Source organism: Chryseobacterium ginsenosidimutans (assembly GCF_039536845.1).
Classification (GTDB): domain Bacteria; phylum Bacteroidota; class Bacteroidia; order Flavobacteriales; family Weeksellaceae; genus Chryseobacterium; species Chryseobacterium ginsenosidimutans_B.
The window spans coordinates 738,947-755,659 of record NZ_BAAAZJ010000010.1 but is presented as its reverse complement, the minus strand read 5'-3'; the positions used below and the strand labels follow the sequence as shown (position 1 = coordinate 755,659).

19 protein-coding genes are annotated in these 16,713 nt (G+C 33.9%); 10 read left to right on the top strand and 9 right to left on the bottom strand.

The annotated features are described in order from the left end of the window. The first annotated feature begins 141 nt into the window (after positions 1-141). Positions 142-1,044: a T9SS type A sorting domain-containing protein gene (locus ABD745_RS15385; protein ID WP_344831791.1), complete on the top strand. Its 903-nt coding sequence runs from the start codon at positions 142-144 to the stop codon at positions 1,042-1,044. Between the two features lie 160 nt (positions 1,045-1,204). On the opposite strand, the gene ABD745_RS15380 is transcribed toward ABD745_RS15385, so the two are convergent. Continuing rightward, positions 1,205-2,083: a cupin-like domain-containing protein gene (locus ABD745_RS15380; RefSeq protein ID WP_344831789.1), complete on the bottom strand. Its 879-nt coding sequence runs from the start codon at positions 2,081-2,083 to the stop codon at positions 1,205-1,207. A 162-nt stretch (positions 2,084-2,245) separates the two neighbouring features. Here ABD745_RS15380 and kbl point away from each other — a divergent pair, with 162 nt between their 5' ends. The 4 genes from kbl (at position 2,246) to gldG (ending at position 6,701) form a co-directional block, all read left to right on the top strand. Continuing rightward, a complete protein-coding gene (kbl, locus tag ABD745_RS15375) occupies positions 2,246-3,442 on the top strand; it encodes a glycine C-acetyltransferase (protein WP_344831787.1) in 1,197 nt (398 codons plus the stop codon). 191 nt (positions 3,443-3,633) lie between these two features. Further along, positions 3,634-4,182 carry a CopD family protein gene (locus ABD745_RS15370; protein ID WP_344831784.1) on the top strand — a complete coding sequence of 183 codons (549 nt, stop codon included), beginning with the start codon at positions 3,634-3,636 and terminating at the stop codon, positions 4,180-4,182. Between the two features lie 118 nt (positions 4,183-4,300). After that, a complete protein-coding gene (locus ABD745_RS15365; protein ID WP_344831782.1) occupies positions 4,301-5,029 on the top strand; it encodes an ABC transporter permease in 729 nt (242 codons plus the stop codon). An 88-nt stretch (positions 5,030-5,117) separates the two neighbouring features. Beyond that, positions 5,118-6,701 carry a gliding motility-associated ABC transporter substrate-binding protein GldG gene (gene gldG / locus ABD745_RS15360; RefSeq protein ID WP_425549809.1) on the top strand — a complete coding sequence of 528 codons (1,584 nt, stop codon included), beginning with the start codon at positions 5,118-5,120 and terminating at the stop codon, positions 6,699-6,701. A gap of 154 nt (positions 6,702-6,855) precedes the next feature. Here gldG and ABD745_RS21630 read toward each other — a convergent pair whose 3' ends face one another. The 8 genes from ABD745_RS21630 to ABD745_RS15325 all read right to left on the bottom strand — a co-directional run bounded on the left by ABD745_RS21630 (position 6,856) and on the right by ABD745_RS15325 (position 11,992). Beyond that, positions 6,856-7,068 carry a type II toxin-antitoxin system RelE/ParE family toxin gene (locus ABD745_RS21630; protein WP_425549802.1) on the bottom strand — a complete coding sequence of 71 codons (213 nt, stop codon included), beginning with the start codon at positions 7,066-7,068 and terminating at the stop codon, positions 6,856-6,858. Beyond that, complete coding sequence (locus ABD745_RS15355) at positions 7,010-7,294, bottom strand: hypothetical protein (RefSeq protein ID WP_344831778.1); 285 nt, start codon at positions 7,292-7,294, stop codon at positions 7,010-7,012. The genes ABD745_RS21630 and ABD745_RS15355 overlap by 59 nt, the downstream gene beginning before the upstream one ends. A gap of 102 nt (positions 7,295-7,396) precedes the next feature. Continuing rightward, positions 7,397-8,311: a helix-turn-helix domain-containing protein gene (locus ABD745_RS15350; RefSeq protein ID WP_344831777.1), complete on the bottom strand. Its 915-nt coding sequence runs from the start codon at positions 8,309-8,311 to the stop codon at positions 7,397-7,399. A gap of 279 nt (positions 8,312-8,590) precedes the next feature. Beyond that, a complete protein-coding gene (locus tag ABD745_RS15345) occupies positions 8,591-9,430 on the bottom strand; it encodes an oxidoreductase (protein WP_344831775.1) in 840 nt (279 codons plus the stop codon). Positions 9,431-9,591: 161 nt separating this feature from the next. Next, on the bottom strand, positions 9,592-10,329 hold the full coding sequence (locus ABD745_RS15340) for an SDR family oxidoreductase (RefSeq protein ID WP_344831773.1): 738 nt from the start codon (positions 10,327-10,329) through the stop codon (positions 9,592-9,594). A 128-nt stretch (positions 10,330-10,457) separates the two neighbouring features. Beyond that, on the bottom strand, positions 10,458-11,027 hold the full coding sequence (locus ABD745_RS15335; protein ID WP_344831770.1) for a Crp/Fnr family transcriptional regulator: 570 nt from the start codon (positions 11,025-11,027) through the stop codon (positions 10,458-10,460). Positions 11,028-11,119: 92 nt separating this feature from the next. Next, positions 11,120-11,521, bottom strand: coding sequence for a hypothetical protein (locus ABD745_RS15330; protein ID WP_344831767.1), 402 nt, complete (start codon positions 11,519-11,521; stop codon positions 11,120-11,122). Positions 11,522-11,563: 42 nt separating this feature from the next. Further along, the gene (locus ABD745_RS15325; RefSeq protein ID WP_344831764.1) at positions 11,564-11,992 is read right to left on the bottom strand and encodes a DUF4268 domain-containing protein; all 429 of its coding nucleotides are present in this window, start codon (positions 11,990-11,992) and stop codon (positions 11,564-11,566) included. Positions 11,993-12,298: 306 nt separating this feature from the next. On the opposite strand from ABD745_RS15325, the gene ABD745_RS15320 reads away from it, so the two are divergent. The 5 genes from ABD745_RS15320 to ABD745_RS15300 all read left to right on the top strand — a co-directional run bounded on the left by ABD745_RS15320 (position 12,299) and on the right by ABD745_RS15300 (position 16,643). Next, a complete protein-coding gene (locus ABD745_RS15320; RefSeq protein WP_047398206.1) occupies positions 12,299-12,706 on the top strand; it encodes an RrF2 family transcriptional regulator in 408 nt (135 codons plus the stop codon). 87 nt (positions 12,707-12,793) lie between these two features. Then, the gene (locus tag ABD745_RS15315) at positions 12,794-13,486 is read left to right on the top strand and encodes a phosphoadenylyl-sulfate reductase (RefSeq protein WP_344831756.1); all 693 of its coding nucleotides are present in this window, start codon (positions 12,794-12,796) and stop codon (positions 13,484-13,486) included. 20 nt (positions 13,487-13,506) lie between these two features. Then, positions 13,507-14,415 carry a sulfate adenylyltransferase subunit CysD gene (gene cysD, locus ABD745_RS15310; protein ID WP_344831754.1) on the top strand — a complete coding sequence of 303 codons (909 nt, stop codon included), beginning with the start codon at positions 13,507-13,509 and terminating at the stop codon, positions 14,413-14,415. A gap of 99 nt (positions 14,416-14,514) precedes the next feature. Further along, entirely contained in the window at positions 14,515-15,756 is a 1,242-nt protein-coding gene (locus ABD745_RS15305) for a sulfate adenylyltransferase subunit 1 (RefSeq protein WP_344831751.1), read from the top strand. Between the two features lie 2 nt (positions 15,757-15,758). Next, the gene (locus ABD745_RS15300) at positions 15,759-16,643 is read left to right on the top strand and encodes a sulfite exporter TauE/SafE family protein (protein ID WP_344831747.1); all 885 of its coding nucleotides are present in this window, start codon (positions 15,759-15,761) and stop codon (positions 16,641-16,643) included. Positions 16,644-16,713: the final 70 nt, after the last annotated feature.

Genomic DNA, 16,713 nt, shown 5'->3' with positions numbered 1-16,713 from the left:
TTTTTTATGCTGATAGATTGATTTTATGTTAAATAGCGTAGAAATAATTCTATTTTTAATGAATTTTAATGTTAAAAATTGTTTTTTTAAAATCACTTTTTTGTAAATTGTTGATTCATTAATAATTAAAAAAATATTGCCATGAAAAAAATTTTATTCTCTTTAGTGACTTTTATGTCTATTGGTGTACTTTCAGTCAGTGCACAAACTACAAAAATTTCTTTTGAAACTTCAGAAGGTTATACATTAGGAAGTTTGGGTGGTCAGCAAGGTTGGTCAGCTTGGGGAGGAATACCTGCTACAAATCCTACGGTTGCGAGCTCTAATGCAACAGATGGTGTGAATTCATTTACAATGTTAAGTGAAGGAGATGTATTAGGTTTTTGTGGAATCGAAAAAAACATTTCAAGTTTGGTAACGGGAGATGATGTAGAAATTTCTTTTGATTATAAATTCGACGCTATCGACGGCTCGGATTATGAAATTGCAGTTTATAATGATGGAGTAGATTATTATTATACGGCAGCTCTAAGAGTTGATTATGAGACAGGTACATTGGAATACAGAACAGGAACAGCATTTGCTAACGGTCCTGTTTTAAATCCAAATCAATGGTATAATATAAAAATTAGTATCAAAAAATCGACTAATACATTACAATATTTCTTGAATGGAACTCAAATTTACACAGGAAATTTAGGAACGTATAAAAATGCGCAAATTATTGATTTTGTGTATGATGATTACGGAACCGGTTTTAAAGTTGATAATATTTTAGTAACAAATCTAGCTGTTTTGGGAACAGATGAGGTTGCTAAAAAGGAAACAGTAACTATTTCTCCAAACCCTGCAACTGATAGATTAAATATTGCAACAGAAGGAAAAATCAGCTCAATTTCTATTTTTGATACAAAAGGAAGTTTGGTAAGAAGTCTATCAAATCCTGATAAGACGATTAATATTTCTGATTTAAGTACAGGGAATTATTTGCTAAAAGTAAAAACAGATAAATCTGAGTTTACAAAGAAATTCATTAAAAAATAATTTTTTTACAATAAATTTTAAAACCTTCAGAATTTCTGAAGGTTTTTCATTTAAATAAAGGTTAATTAAAAATAGGATAATAAAGATACATAGGTCGTTCTGCTGAAAGTATTAAATAAACTAATTCCATAGTAAGTCAATTTTAGGATTAATATTATATTTAAATCTGAAAGTTTTTTTGCCTTTTAATGGCTCTGTTGGCTTTTCGTTTTGCCTTTCTTATTTTGAAATTAAACCATCTTTCTTTGAATACATTTCTCATCAGGTTATCAAAATGTCTTATCAGTATAAGGTTTTTGAAACCTCTCCATTTTTCTAATAAACTTGAAGGCAAGGCTCTTATGGATACAGAATACCCTTCCGTTTCATATTGAATGTAATGCCACCATCCGGAAGGAATATAAAGCGTTTCACCCGGTTTTATAACAGCCTCATAACCGTTTAGATATTTTAAGCCCGGAAATTCCTCATAATCCGGTTCTTTGATGTTGGTAATGCTGTGAAAATTATAAGGAAGCTTATACATTAGATCAGATTGTTCCCAGGGAAAAAGCCAAATTCTTTTAATTCCCTGAAATTGAGTGATAAAAACATGAGACATATCGATATCAACATGATTTCGGGTAATCGAACCTTCACCTCCGAAAAACATGAAAGGAAGCCATTTTATAATTTTTCCTTTCGTAACGTCATTATAATGAATGTCATTTTTCAGTTCGGGCTTAATGCTTAATAAATTAAATAAGAAAAGACGATGTTCAGTAGGAGAGGAAGTGATGAGGTCAAGGTAATTTGAGAATGTACTCTGTCCTATTGGTTTGCTGGCAACTCTGTCCAGTGATTCGATTTCACTTCCGTAAATATTGACTTTGTGTTCTCCGGCAATTTCTTTGAAATATTCATAATTCCATTTTTTGAAAGCCGGACTTTCGGGATCTACAAAATCGTTTAAAATAATAGGTTTTACGGGTTTCAGATAAGTAGTGAGAAAGTCTTCCGACGATATATTTTTAATTTTTTGTACTGGCGATAATCTCATTTTTCTGATTTTAAAGGAACAAATATAATAATTAGTCTACTAAAATTATAGACTATTAATGAAAAATATTAAAATTTTATTTAAACATTTAGAATAAAAGTGATAAAAGCTGATACTTTACCGTGATTTTACTAAATTAGCGCATCAAAAATTTTATCTAAAATGATCTCTAAAAAGTATCTTGAAAATTTACAGAACGAACTGCAAAATATTGATAACGACGGGCTTTACAAAAGAGAAAGGATTATCACTTCTCAGCAAAGTGCGGAAATCGAAGCCAACGGGAAAAAGCTGTTGAACTTCTGTGCCAACAATTATTTAGGATTATCAAACAATCCGGAGGTGATGAAAGCTTCTCAGGATATGATAGAATCTCATGGCTACGGAATGTCTTCTGTACGTTTTATCTGCGGAACTCAGGATATTCACAAGCAATTGGAACAAAAAATTGCTGATTTTTTAGGTCTTGAAGATACTATTCTTTATGCAGCCTGTTTTGATGCGAACGGAGGTGTTTTTGAGCCTTTGTTTACGGAAGAAGATGCGATCATTTCTGATGAACTGAACCATGCTTCAATTATCGATGGAGTTCGTCTTTGTAAAGCGGCAAGATACCGTTACAAAAACAATAATATGGCAGATTTGGAAGCCCAGTTAATCGCAGCTTCTGAAAAAAATCACCGTTTTAAAATTATCGTAACAGACGGAGTTTTCTCAATGGACGGAATCGTTGCAGACCTGAAAGGAGTTTGTGATTTAGCCGATAAATACGATGCTTTGGTAATGGTTGACGATTCTCATGCAACAGGTTTCATCGGAAAAACAGGGCGTGGAACTCACGAAGCGAATGAAGTGATGGGCAGAGTAGACATCATTACTTCTACACTGGGAAAGGCTCTTGGTGGTGCTTTGGGAGGATTTACTTCCGGTAAAAAAGAGATCATTGATATGTTGAGACAGCGTTCAAGACCGTATTTATTCTCCAATTCACTGGCTCCCGGAATTGTGGGTGCAGCTTTGAAAGTGTTGGATATGATCTCAGACGATACTTCTCTTCGTGATAAAGTAATGGAAAATGCAGAATATTTCAGAGCGGAAATGAAATCTAAAGGTTTTGACATTCCTGATGGTGATGCTGCAATCGTTCCTGTAATGCTGTACGATGCACCTTTGGCTCAAAAAATGGCTGAAAAGTTGATGGATGAAGGAATTTATGTAATCGGATTCTTCTATCCTGTTGTACCAAAAGGAAAAGCGAGAATCAGAGTTCAGCTTTCTGCAGCGCATACAAGAGAACATTTGGACAAAGCAATTGCCGGTTTCGAAAAAGTAGGAAAGGAGCTTGGTGTAATTTCTTAATTTTGAAATTATCATAAAAATATAAATCCTTCGACAGGTTCAGCATGATACGACAAGAATTAACTTTTAAAAGATAGTTAGTTTCAGCAATGTCATACTGAGCCTGTCGAAGCATCTTTTACATACTTTATAAAGCATTTTAATTTTTAAAGAATATATAAAAACTTATCTTTGCACATAATTTTTTCTGAATGCTTTACACCATAATAAAAGCTTTACATATTATCTTCATGGTAAGCTATTTTGCGGGAATTTTTTATCTCGTGAGAATTTTCGTTTATTATAAAGATACCGACGAATTTCCGGAAGAAAAAAAGAAAATCCTCAGAGAGCAATATACATTCATGGCTCGAAGACTTTGGAATATTATTACTGTTCCGGCAGGAGTAATTATGACCGTTTGCGGATTAACAATGATCTTTCTGAATTTAGGATTAATGAAAACCCCTTGGTTTCATTTAAAACTTACATTTCTGATCGGCTTGGCAATCTACCATTACTGGTGCTGGAAAAAAATTTTAAAACTGAAAGAACTTAACGGAAATACTCTGGATACAGCCAATATAAAGCTAAGACAGGCGAATGAAATCGCAACGTTCATTTTGTTCCTTATCGTTTTCACCGTGATCTTAAAATCTCAGGTAATTGACTATTGGTGGCAATTAATCTCAGGATTTTTCGTTCTGGTATTTTTAATCATGATGACTGTTAAACTGGTTAATAAAAAAAAGAAAAAATAATGATTTGGTTGATGGTTGTTGTTTTATAGTTGATAGATGTGAAATTTTTTATTTAAATCTAGCAACAATTAACGATCAACTGACAACTATTAACAATCAACATTTGACAATAAAAACTATGATTGCAATTTTAAAAAAAGAACTTTGGAGTTACTTCGGAAACTGGAGCGCGTGGGTAATTATCGCAGCTTTCAGTCTCATCATGACTCTGTTTTTGTTTTTTTTCGAAAATGATTCTAATATTTTCGACATCGGGATAGCTTCTTTGCAAAGTTATTTCGTTCTGGTTCCCTGGTTATTGATGTTCATTATTCCCGCACTTTCTATGAAAACGTTTGCAGAAGAACAACAGACAGGAACATTAAACTGGTTATTTTCTCAGCCTTTAAAAGTTTCGGACCTTGTATTCGGAAAATTTCTTTCTGTCTGGGTTGTTGGGATTTTATGTCTAATTCCTTCATTGATTTACCTTTATACAGTCTATGTTTTGGGCGTTCCTGCAGGAAATATTGACTTGGGAATGACTTTCGGAAGTTATATTGGTTTAATTATTTTGATTGCAGCATTTTCAGGAGTCGGAATTTTAGCTTCTTCGCTTTCTCAGAACCAGATTATGGCTTATCTGTTGGGCGTTTTCATGTGTTTCATCATGTATTTCGGGATCGAACAATTGGCAAGTTATAAATTGTTGGGAGGAGCAGATTTCATTTTGCAAAATATTGGTTTTTATCAGCATTTCATGGGCTTCACGAGAGGTCTTATTGATTTTAAGGATGTTGCTTATTTTGCTTTGATTATTGGTGTTACACTCGTTTTGTCTAATCATTTTATTAATAAAAAGAAGTAGAATTATGAAGAAGATACAGTTCAAATCTCCGGTAGGAATTTTACTTTTCGCAGTGTTGCCATTGGCAATTATTCTGGCAGTTTCAGGAATCAGATTAGATTTAACCAAAGAAAAAAGATACACGCTTTCCGATAATACAATTAAAGTATTGGAATCGGTTAAAAAGCCGATCAACATTGATGTTTATCTGGAAGGAGATTTTCCTGCCGATTTCAAACAGCTTCAGAGCGAAACGAAATTCATGCTGGAGAATTTCAGAAAGGTGAATCCGAATGTTGATTTTAAGTTCATTGATCCTATTAAAACAAAAATTCCGAAAGACAGCTTATTGGCAAGAGGAATTTACCCTTCTGTGTTGGATGACCGAAAAAGCGGTAAAACGTCACAGATAGAAATTTATCCTTACGCTCTTATTAAAAACGGCAGAAACAAAGTAACAGTACCGCTTATCGTGGAACAGAATTATGTTGATAATGCTGAATTGCTTAATAAATCTATTGAAAATTTAGAATACAATTTAATTTCTAAACTTAAAATTGCAACTAACGAAAATTTCAAAAAAGTTGGAGTTTTGGTGAATCAGGATGAATTGAGTCCGGGAGAATTTCAGGGATTCATGAATCTTGCACTGGAAAATTACGATGCGGGACCCATTATTCCGAAAAATCAAAAGGAACTGAGTTTGGCTGATATTCCGATGCTGAAACAGATGAGTGCTTTGGTGATTGCAAAACCGAGAAAAGCATTTACAGATCAGGAAAAATTAGTGTTGGATCAGTACATCATGAACGGCGGAAAAACGCTTTGGATGATCGACGCGGTAAATGCCGAAATGGATACTTTGATGAGGTCCGAAAAACTGATGCCTTTCCCTATTGATTTAAACATGACGGATTTCTTTTTCAACTACGGGTTAAGAATCAACCCGGCTTTGGTAAAGGATGTGAAAAAATTTGCTAAGTTAAAATTTGTTGCCGGTGAAGTTGCCGGAAATGCACAGTATTCTACACAGCCGTGGCCTTATTTTCCTTTGGGAATTGCAGAAAATGATAATCCGATTACGAAAAATATTAACCCTGTTAAATTTGAATTCCCGACTTCAATTGATACGTTGGGAAGAAAAAATATTAAAACATCAGTGCTTTTTGAGTCGAGTGAAAGAACTTTGCTGAAACAGGTTCCAAATTATGTTAGCTTAGAAGAAATCAACAGTGTCGACAGTCTTGGACAAATGGAAAAACCAAGTACGCCAAAGATTTTTGCAGTGGCGTTGCAGGGGAAATTCACTTCGGCTTATGCTTCAAGAATTGAAAGAAAATCTTATCCCGGTTTTAAAGCTTCAAGTCCTGAAAATAAAATGATCGTTATTGCAGACGGAGACATCGCAAGAAATAAAGTCGTAAAAGGAAAACCGCTTCCTTTAGGAATGGATGTCCTTACACAGGAACGTTTCGGAAACGAACAGTTCTTAAAAAATGCGCTGGATTATCTGTTGGACGACAGCAATCTGATGGAATTGAGAAACCGTAATATCGAAGAAAGACTTCTCGACCGATACCTGATTAGTGAAGAAAGAAATTACTGGCAATGGTTTAATTTGCTGCTTCCTTTAGTGATTATTGGTATTTTGGGAGGTTTGTTCTTCTGGTTGAGGAAGAAGAAGTTTGGATAATATAAAATAAAAAAGAGAAGTGTGAGCTTCTCTTTTTTTGTTATTTAAAGTTATTGTCTTTCTTGAATTTTTCGGGATTTTGCCTTGCATCAAAAACATCATTGATTTCTACTCGTTCTTTTCTTCGTTGAACCAATAAATGATTTTATAATTTTTATAAATCAGATATCTGAAATTTTCTTTTCTTGATGAAAGAAGTTGTTTTTTTTTGTCCTATTTCTTTTTGAAAATCAAGGGTATTTGTCTTTTCAACAATTCCGGTAACTAAATTTTTTGCAATTTTAGGACTGGCTTTTAATTTGTAATAATCAAAGATGTTCCTTAATTGCTCTTTTGCAAAATCTGTCCAGAATATCTTTACTGCCATTGCTTAATTTCAGAAAGTAAATTTTCGACTCAATAACTTTGTCGTTTTTAGAGTCTTCTAATGATTGATCAATCCGTTTATTTAGTTCTTCAACTGAAAATGGTTTAGTATGATCTTCTTTCTCTAATTTTGATAAAATATATTCCTCAATTTTTTCAAAGAAACTCTCATCCTGAAGCTGAGCAAGATAAGTGATTAAATTTAATTTTCTGGTTTGAATATCCATGACTGATATATTTGAATCAAAATTGCAAATTAATTTTTAAAGTTGAATTTTTGTTATAATTATAGACAAGTAACTTTTATTTGTTAAAGTAATAAAACAATATCAATTAAACAACCTCCTAAATTCCCCCGGCGACTGATTCGTCTTCTGCTTAAATAACTTGCTAAAAGACTGCGGATGCTCAAATCCCAGTTCATAAGCGATTTCACTGACGGATAAATTTGTCGTGCTTAATCTCTCTTTTGCAGAATCAATCAATTTATTCTGAATATGTTGCTGCGTGTTTTGTTGGGTGTGAATGCGCAACAAAGTTCCCAGATAATTAGGTGAAATATTCATCTGTTCGGCAATTATTTTTACAGACGGAATTCCGTTTTCAAGAAGATTTCCGTTGCTAAAATGTTGAGAAAGAACTTCTTCAAATTTATCCAGCAACTCGTGACTGGATTTTTTTCGGGTAAAAAACTGACGCTCATAAAAACGTTCAGCATAGATCAAAAACAACTCAAGCTGAGCAACAATTAATTCCTGAGTAAATTTATCAATATTCGTCTGATATTCCTTTTCGATATTTTTGAACAAATCAACAATAATTTTCTCTTCTTTATCAGATAGAAAAAGCGCTTCATTGATCTGATAACTGAAAAATTCGTAAGATTTGATTTTCTTAATAAGAGACGTTCCCCAAAGGAAATCGGGATGAATAAGCAATAAATATCCTGTCGGTTCTACTTCAACGTCGGGCTTCATTTCCAGACTCAAAAACTGAAGCGGTGAAACGAAACACAAAACCCCCGAGTCAAAATCATACTGTTGCTGACCGTAATTGAACTTAGCATTGACATTCCGTTTCAAGCCGATCGAATAAAAATTCTGGATCCATTTCAGCTCATCATCATTCACAGGATAACGGACCTTGCTATAATCTATCAGGCTGATCAACGGATGTTCCGGATTCGGAAGATTACAGAAAGCATGAAATTCGGAAATGGAATTAAAACGGAATGTCTGTTTCATAATTGCTAAGTTATTTAATTATTTTTAATTTAAACTTCAAGTTCAACTGTTAGTATTAGCGTTGTCATCCTGAGGCTCTCGAAGGATTCCCTATTTATTTTATAAAAAGGTTTCGAACACCTCAGCCTGAGATCTCTAAACTTTATGTTTAAATTACAGAGAAGAATTAAAGTCTAGTATTAACGATGTCATCCTGAGGCTCTCGAAGGATTCCCAATTTATTTCTAAAAAAGCATCGAGAACCTCAGTCTGACAGAATAGGATTTAATAGCTGACAAATTAAATCACAGTCGACAGCGTCAAGCTTTCCCACTTTTCAGCATCTCCTTTAATCATACCAATTTTAGTGTCCAACAACTCCGATGCACCGCTTCCCAATAAGAAATGTACAGGCGGATTTTGTTCTTCACTGATTGTAATCACGGCTTCTGCTGCTTTTTCTGGATCGTTGGGCTGATTACCGTTTATTTCATTCAGGTGAGCTTGTTGAGAATTTCTTGCCGCTTCATAATCCGGAATAGCATTTTCAGGTGTTTTTACAGAATCTTTGCTTAAAAAATCTGTTCTGAAATATCCAGGATAAACAACGGTTGCTTTCACTCCGAAATCCTTAATTTCTTCTGCCAAAGATTCCGTAAGTCCGGCAACGGCAAACTTAGTGGCACAGTAAATTCCCCAACCCGGAAAACTTGCAAAATAGCCTCCTATCGAAGAAATATTGAAAATGTGCCCTGATTTTTGCTGACGAAGATAAGGCATTGCATTTCTGATTACATTCAAAGTTCCGAAGACATTGATGTCGAAATTGGTTCTGGCTTCCTTGTCTGAAAGTTCTTCCAAAGTTCCGATTTGTCCGTATCCTGCATTATTAACGATCACATCAACTTGCCCGAAATGTTCAATACTTTTTGCGATCGCCGATTTTACATCTTCATTGTCCGTTAAATTTACTTCAAGCGGTAAAAATGTTTCCGATGTTTCACCAACTTCTGAAATTAAAGATTGAGAGTTTCGGCTTGTAGCAACAACACGGTAATTGTTTGCTAATAATTTTTTAACTAGGGCTAATCCAAGACCTTTTGAAGCTCCTGTCACGAACCATACTTTTTTTGTTTCCATTTTTAAATATTTTATTTGTTTTAAATGATGGTACAAAGATGGAAAGTTGCGGAACGGAAAAAGTAGCTCAATCAATGAATGATGTGTCCAAATCGTGAATGATATAAAAAACAAAAGAGAAACCCGAAAGTCTCTCTTTTGTAATTGGTTTAAACCTTTTCTTACCAAGGACTAATTCCTGTTTCATCCTCAATATCATTGCTGAAATATTGTCCGGTCGGTCCGTTTTCGTCTGTCAAAGTATGTTTGATGATAAACGAAGCTGCACTTTCTACAGAACCCGGTCCGCTGTGATGATTGAAGTCTGTTGCAGTATAACCGGGGTCGATCACATTTACTTTAAAGGATAATTCTCTCAATTCATAAGCTAAAACAATTGTATAAGCGTTTAAAGCTGATTTTGAAGGTCCGTAAGCTGCTGCTTTTACATGATAATATTTCCATGTCGGATCGCTGTGCAACGTTAAGGATCCAAGTCCTGAAGTAATATTGCTGATTCTCGGACTGTCAGATTTTTTAAGCAAATCTAAGAAAGTCTGTGTAACATTGATTACTCCGAAGAAATTAGTCTCAAAAACTTCTTTAATGTCTTTAACGGAAGTTTCAGCTGCCGTTTGAGGATTTACACCCAGGATTCCGGCATTGTTGATCAGAATATCAAGTTTTCCCTGTTCGTTTTCGATAATATTTTTTGCTTTTGCAATTGATTCCGGATTCGTAACATCAATTTCGATTGCTTTAATATTTTGAAATCCTTTTTCGTTCAGTTCATTTACTGCTTTTTCACCATTTTCAAGGCTACGGCTTCCTAAGTAAACAAATAATCCTTTTTCGGAAAGTTGTTTTGCTGTTTCAAGACCAATACTTCTGTTGGCTCCTGTAATTAATACTGTTTTCATTTTTTGTTTAATTGATGATGTAAAATTCCGTCAATTAAACAGGATAACATTTGTCATTTGGCAAAAAGTGATTTATTATCTAAAAATTTGAATTTATTATTATTCATTTTTAGTTTTTCACTCTTCATTTATTTTATATTTTTCCTAATTCTACTTAATGAAGATTGCGTAACGCCCAAATAAGAAGCAACATAAGAAAGCGGAATACGGTTCACTGCGGTAGGATAGATCTCCAAAAACTTTAAATATCTTGTAGTTGCATCTTCAGAAACCAACGGACTTCTTCTTTCTACTTTTTGCATCAATGCCCGTGAAATGATTTTATGAACAATTGCATCGAATCCAACAATAGTTTGTAAAAGCTCCAACCAGTCTTTTCTTTGAAAAACGATGAGTTTACAATCCGTCACCGCCTGAACATAAGCGCTTGAACAGATCTGATTATCAAAACTTTCCAGATCTACAACCAGATTATTTTCTTCAATGAAATATTTTGTGATTTCTTCACTTTTATTGTTGTAATAGCAAACTCTAAGAATTCCGTCCACAACAAACCCGACTTGCTTTGCAATTTTTCCAGCCTCAGAAAAATATTCTTCTTTTGGAAGATTCAGTTCTGTCGCTTTACCTGCAATGAAATCCATTTGTTGTTGGTTGAGGTTTCCGAATCTTAAAATAAAATCGAATAGTTCTTTCATGAATGCAAGTTAGCTAAAGAATTTTTTTTGGCATTTGTCATTTGGTAAAAAGGAACGAGAAACTTTCGGTTTCTTGTTTGTTAAATGATTTCTTATTTTTTATTCTTTAAAATATCTTCTAATTTTTCCAAAACATTAAGTTTATAATTTTCAAGTCTTGAAGTTAAATTACTAGCATAAACAATGTTTGCTGTTTCCTTATCTTGTTTAGATGAATCATTTTTCCATATATTATCTTTTACGGCCTTACCATATTCAGCTTTGTTAAAATTTAGTAGTAGATTTAGATTTTCCTCACCTAATTCTTTTGAATAGGATAAAATTGTAGCTTTAGTTTCATTATAATATCTGTCCCTCTGAATGCCAATAGGAGAAGTTGATATATAGTTTTTTGTTTCTTCAAATTGTTTTATTTTTTTCTCTTTTTTTTCTTGTGCATTTATAGACATTACGGAACAATAGATAATAGCGGCGAAATAAATTGTTTTTCTCATAAGTTTTATTTTTTTATTAAATATAATGATTTTTTTTTAAAATCAAACATCCTTTATAAAATCCTCATACTCATAATAAAACCTTTCAAAGCCATCCATTTTCTCCACAAAAAATTCAAAAATTTCCTGCCAAGTATTTTTATTGAAAATAGAAACTCCATGTTTTTCAGTCCAGATTTTTGCGATTACTTTTCCGTTTTCTAGGGTAAAATATTCTTCTTTTTGAAAATCTCCTATAAAATCTTTAAGAATATCTTCCAGCGACCAGATCTTATCATAATAAGCATTTCGAAAAATCTCATCTTTCATTTCGATATCCAAAGAAACTTCTGCTTTTTTATTATCTGCATTGAATTTAAATGAAAAATCTTTGACTTTCGTGTCATACAAAATCCATTTTCTGGGAAAAGACTTTCCAAAAGCCGTCCAAAATTCTTTTTTTAATTGCTGTGCTTCCTGTTTACTGAACATAGAACAAACTTAATGATTTAAGCGGAAAATCACAAAAAAGCTGATAGCTGTTGTCATTCAGAACGAAGTATAGTTTAGTGAACAATCTACAACTGTCCCGATAAGATCCTTCGACAAGCTCAGGATGACATCACTAATACTAAATCTTTACACAGTGTCGGGCTGAGGCTCTCGAAGCCCTTTTTCTGTGAAAATCTGTGGGAGAATAAAAACTTCCCATTTGTGCAATTAGTGCAAAAATTAGTGCTATTTGTGTTTAAAAATCCAGTTTCATAATATTAAAACTATTTTCTTAAATTTGCTGTAATGCTGTCTAAAAAATCTCAATATGCTTTTAAGGCACTGTCATATCTTGTAGAAAGAAGGAATGACGGTCCGATTCTTATTTCTGAAATCGCAGAGCGAAAAAAAATTCCTTTAAAGTTTTTAGAAAATATCTTACTTGAGCTTAAAAAAGCGGACATTCTTGATAGTAAAAAGGGAAAAGGCGGCGGATATTTTTTCAAAGAAAATCCTGAAAATGTAAAACTCGCCAAAATTATCCGTTTGGTAAATGGTCCGATTGCACTTCTGCCTTGCGTAAGCTTAAATTTTTATGAAAAATGTGATGACTGCAACGAAGATCACTGCAGTTTGCATGATGTCTTAATAGAAGTTCGTGATGCTTCACTTAAAATATTAGAAGAAAAAACTTTACTGGATTTGATCGACTGATCTGATCCTTTTTTTGAATAATTAGTCTACTTGTTTGGTAGGATAATTATTTTATCAGATATTTGCAGTACTTCAAATGAACAAAATATGATTTCAAAAGAAGATGCAGATACACTGAAAAAGCTTTCAGCAGAGGAGGGATTGAAATTTATCTCATCAAAATTCTCGAATGGAGTTGTTTTCTCCACATCACTTGGTCAGGAAGATCAGGTGATTACAGATATCATTTTCAGAAACCAATTGCCGATAAAAGTTTTCACATTAGATACAGGAAGACTTTTTTACGAACATTACGAATTACTCTCACAAAACAATTCACGGTATAAAATAAAAACGGAAGTCTATTTTCCGGAAGCTTCCGATGTAGAAAAATATGTGAATGAAAAAGGGATCAATGCTTTTTATCATTCCGTTGAAAATAGAAAAGAATGTTGCTTTATCCGGAAAGTTAAACCTTTAAACAGAGCTTTAGAAGATGCTAAAATCTGGATCACAGGTTTACGTTCCGAGCAGTCGGAAAACCGGGAAAATATGCCGATCATCGAGTGGGATGAAGACAGGAAATTATACAAATACAACCCATTGATCCATTGGAATTACCAGGATGTTTTAGATTATTTGGAACAAAATAAAGTTCAGGAACTGTCTTTGCATAAGAAGGGCTTCATAAGTGTTGGTTGTCAACCATGTACAAGAGCAATCGAACAGAGAGAAAATCCTCGCGCCGGACGTTGGTGGTGGGAAAGTTCACAAAAAGAATGCGGTCTGCATACGCATTAATTCAAAAAATTTAAACTAAAATGAGTACATATAAACTAGACTATCTGGAACAGTTAGAAGCCGAAAGTATCTATATCATGAGAGAAATTGCGGCTCAGTTTGAAAAACCTGCATTACTTTTCAGTGGCGGAAAAGATTCTATTACATTGGTTCATTTGGCGAAAAAAGCTTTTGCTCCGATGAGAATTCCGTTTCCGTTGGTTCATATTGATACGGGGCATAATTTTCCTGAAGCATTACAATTCAGAGATTATTTAGCAGAAAATATTGGCGCAGAATTGATTGTAAGAAAGGTTGAAGATACAATTAAAGCTAAAAATTTAACCGAGCCAAAAGGAAAATTTGCTTCAAGAAACTGGTTGCAGACTCATACTCTATTAGATACAATCGAAGAATTTCAGTTTGATGCGTGCATTGGCGGAGCAAGAAGAGATGAGGAAAAAGCAAGGGCTAAAGAGCGTTTTTTCTCTGTTCGTGATGAGTTTGGGCAATGGGATCCGAAATTGCAGCGTCCGGAATTGTGGAATATTTATAACGGAAGAATCAACAAAGGTGAAAATATAAGAGTTTTCCCGATTTCGAACTGGACGGAGCTTGATGTCTGGAATTATATTAAAAAAGAAAATATCCAATTACCGTCAATTTATTTCTCGCATAATCGTGATGTGATCGAACATGACGGACAGTTAATTGCTGTTTCTGATTACATTCAAATCGATGAAAATGATGAGATTGTGAATAAAAAAGTTCGTTACAGAACTGTTGGAGACATGACATGTACGGCAGCGGTTGAAAGTTCTGCCGAAACATTAGATGAGGTGGTGAATGAAATTACAGCATCAAGAATCTCCGAACGCGGTGAAACCAGAATTGATGATAAAGTGACAGAAGCCGCAATGGAAGACCGAAAAAAAGGAGGATATTTTTAATCTAAAAGCTACTGGATAGCTGAAAGTTGGAGGTTTTTAATCTTAACCTTAATCTCAAACACAACCTTAATTAAATTACTCATTATTAATAAAATAAACGTGGACATATTAAGATTTATAACGGCAGGAAGTGTAGACGACGGGAAAAGTACCCTCATCGGAAGGCTTTTGTACGACAGTAAAAATATATTGATCGACCAGCTTGAAGCGTTGGAAAAACAATCGAAAAATAAAAACGAAAACGGAGTAGACCTTGCAATTTTAACGGACGGATTGAGAGCCGAAAGAGAGCAGGGAATTACCATCGACGTTGCTTACAGATATTTTTCGACACCGAAAAGAAAATTTATTATTGCTGATGCGCCGGGACATATTCAATATACCCGGAATATGATTACGGGCGCTTCTAATTCACAACTGATTGTCATTCTGATTGATGCAAGACAAGGCGTCATCGAACAAACCAGAAGGCATTCGATTATTGCTTCTTTGTTGAAGATGAAAAATGTCGTTGTGGCGATCAATAAAATGGATTTGGTGGAATATTCTGAAGAAGTTTATAATGATATTAAAGCTCAGTATCAATTGGTTGCAAAGAAATTAGGCTTGGAGAATGTCAATTATTTTCCGATTTCTGCTTTTCATGGAGATAATATTGTTGAAAGATCTGAAAATATGCCTTGGTATGAAGGTTCTACCTTGTTGGATTTTCTTGAAAATATTGAAATCAACTCAGATAAAAACTTTGAAAGTCCAAGATTTCAGGTGCAATATGTGATTCGCCCGCAAACTGATGAACTGCATGATTACAGAGGTTATGCGGGAGAAGTGATCTCTGGAATTTATAAAAAAGGTGATGAAATTACCGTTCTTCCACAAAATATTCAAACTAAAATTTCCAAAATAGAAACGGGAGGAAAAGAAGTGGAAGCTGTTTTCACCAATCAACCTGCAGTTTTACATATTGAAGACGATACTGATATCAGCAGAGGCGATTTTTTAGTGAAAACTGAAAATCTTCCGAAAGTTGAAAATGAAATTGAAGCCGTTGTCTGTTGGCTCGATAAAAAAGAATTAAATGAAGGCAACAAATATTTTATTCAACATAAAAGCAAGGTTTTAAAAGCTATTGTAAAAGAAATCGATTATAAAATTGATGTCAATACTTTAGAAAAAACACCAATTTCTGAAAGTGTAAAATTAAATGAAGTCGTAAAAGTTCGTTTAAAAATAGCTTCACCATTGGTTTTTGACAGTTTTGAAGAGAGTAATGCTACGGGAAATGCTGTTTTGATAGACGAAACGAGTAATTCAACAGTTGGTGCTGTAATGATTTTATAATTATGGTAATCTCAAGGAAAATTCAGATCAGGCTCAATGTTTTTTTTGTGACATTGGCTTTATTGTTTATCGTCGTTTTTTCGATGTACGAAATGGGGTATCTCGATGAACTTTTAAATATTTTAGCCAAAGACAATTACATTTTTTACTGGATGATGCTGGTCGGAGTTTTAGCGGAAATCGTTGCAGGATCAATGGGAATGGGATACGGCGTGATCTGTACGACGACACTTTTATTCCTGGGAATTCCTCCGCACGCTGTAAGTGCAAGTATTCATTCTGCGGAAAGTTTTACAACGGCAGCCGGAAGTATCAGTCATATTAAATTGAAAAATGTAAGTAAAAGTTTAGTCAAAAAACTGGCAATTCCTGCCATTTTCGGAGCCATTATCGGAGCTGTTTCGCTGACTTATCTTGGAGAATATTATTCAAAAATCACAAAAACCATTATCTCTTTTTATACATTATACCTTGGAATTCAAATTTTATCAAATGCTTTTAAAGAAAAACAGGATAAAAGATTAAAAAGAAAAACGAATTTAACGAGATTGGGTGCAATTGGTGGTTTCATCGATGCTTTTGCAGGCGGAGGATGGGGACCGCTGGTGACGGGAACTTTAATTAAAAATTCTTTTACCCCAAGATTTGCGGTGGGAAGCTCTACGGTTGCGAAGTTTATCCTGACTTTAACGGCAGCAATTACTTTTATTTTTACATTGGGAATTCAACACTGGAATATTATTCTCGGACTTTTAATCGGCGGAATTGTTACTGCACCATTTTCTGCAATGCTGACGGCAAAACTTCCCGTAAAAAGTATGTTTATAGTCATCGGAATTTTGGTGATTGTGATGAGTTCTATAACTATTTACAAATCTGTTTTTTAAAGATAATTTCTCTTAAATGTGGAAAAATAAGATGAATAAAAGAACTTTTGGTTTTGAAAATATTCTACTT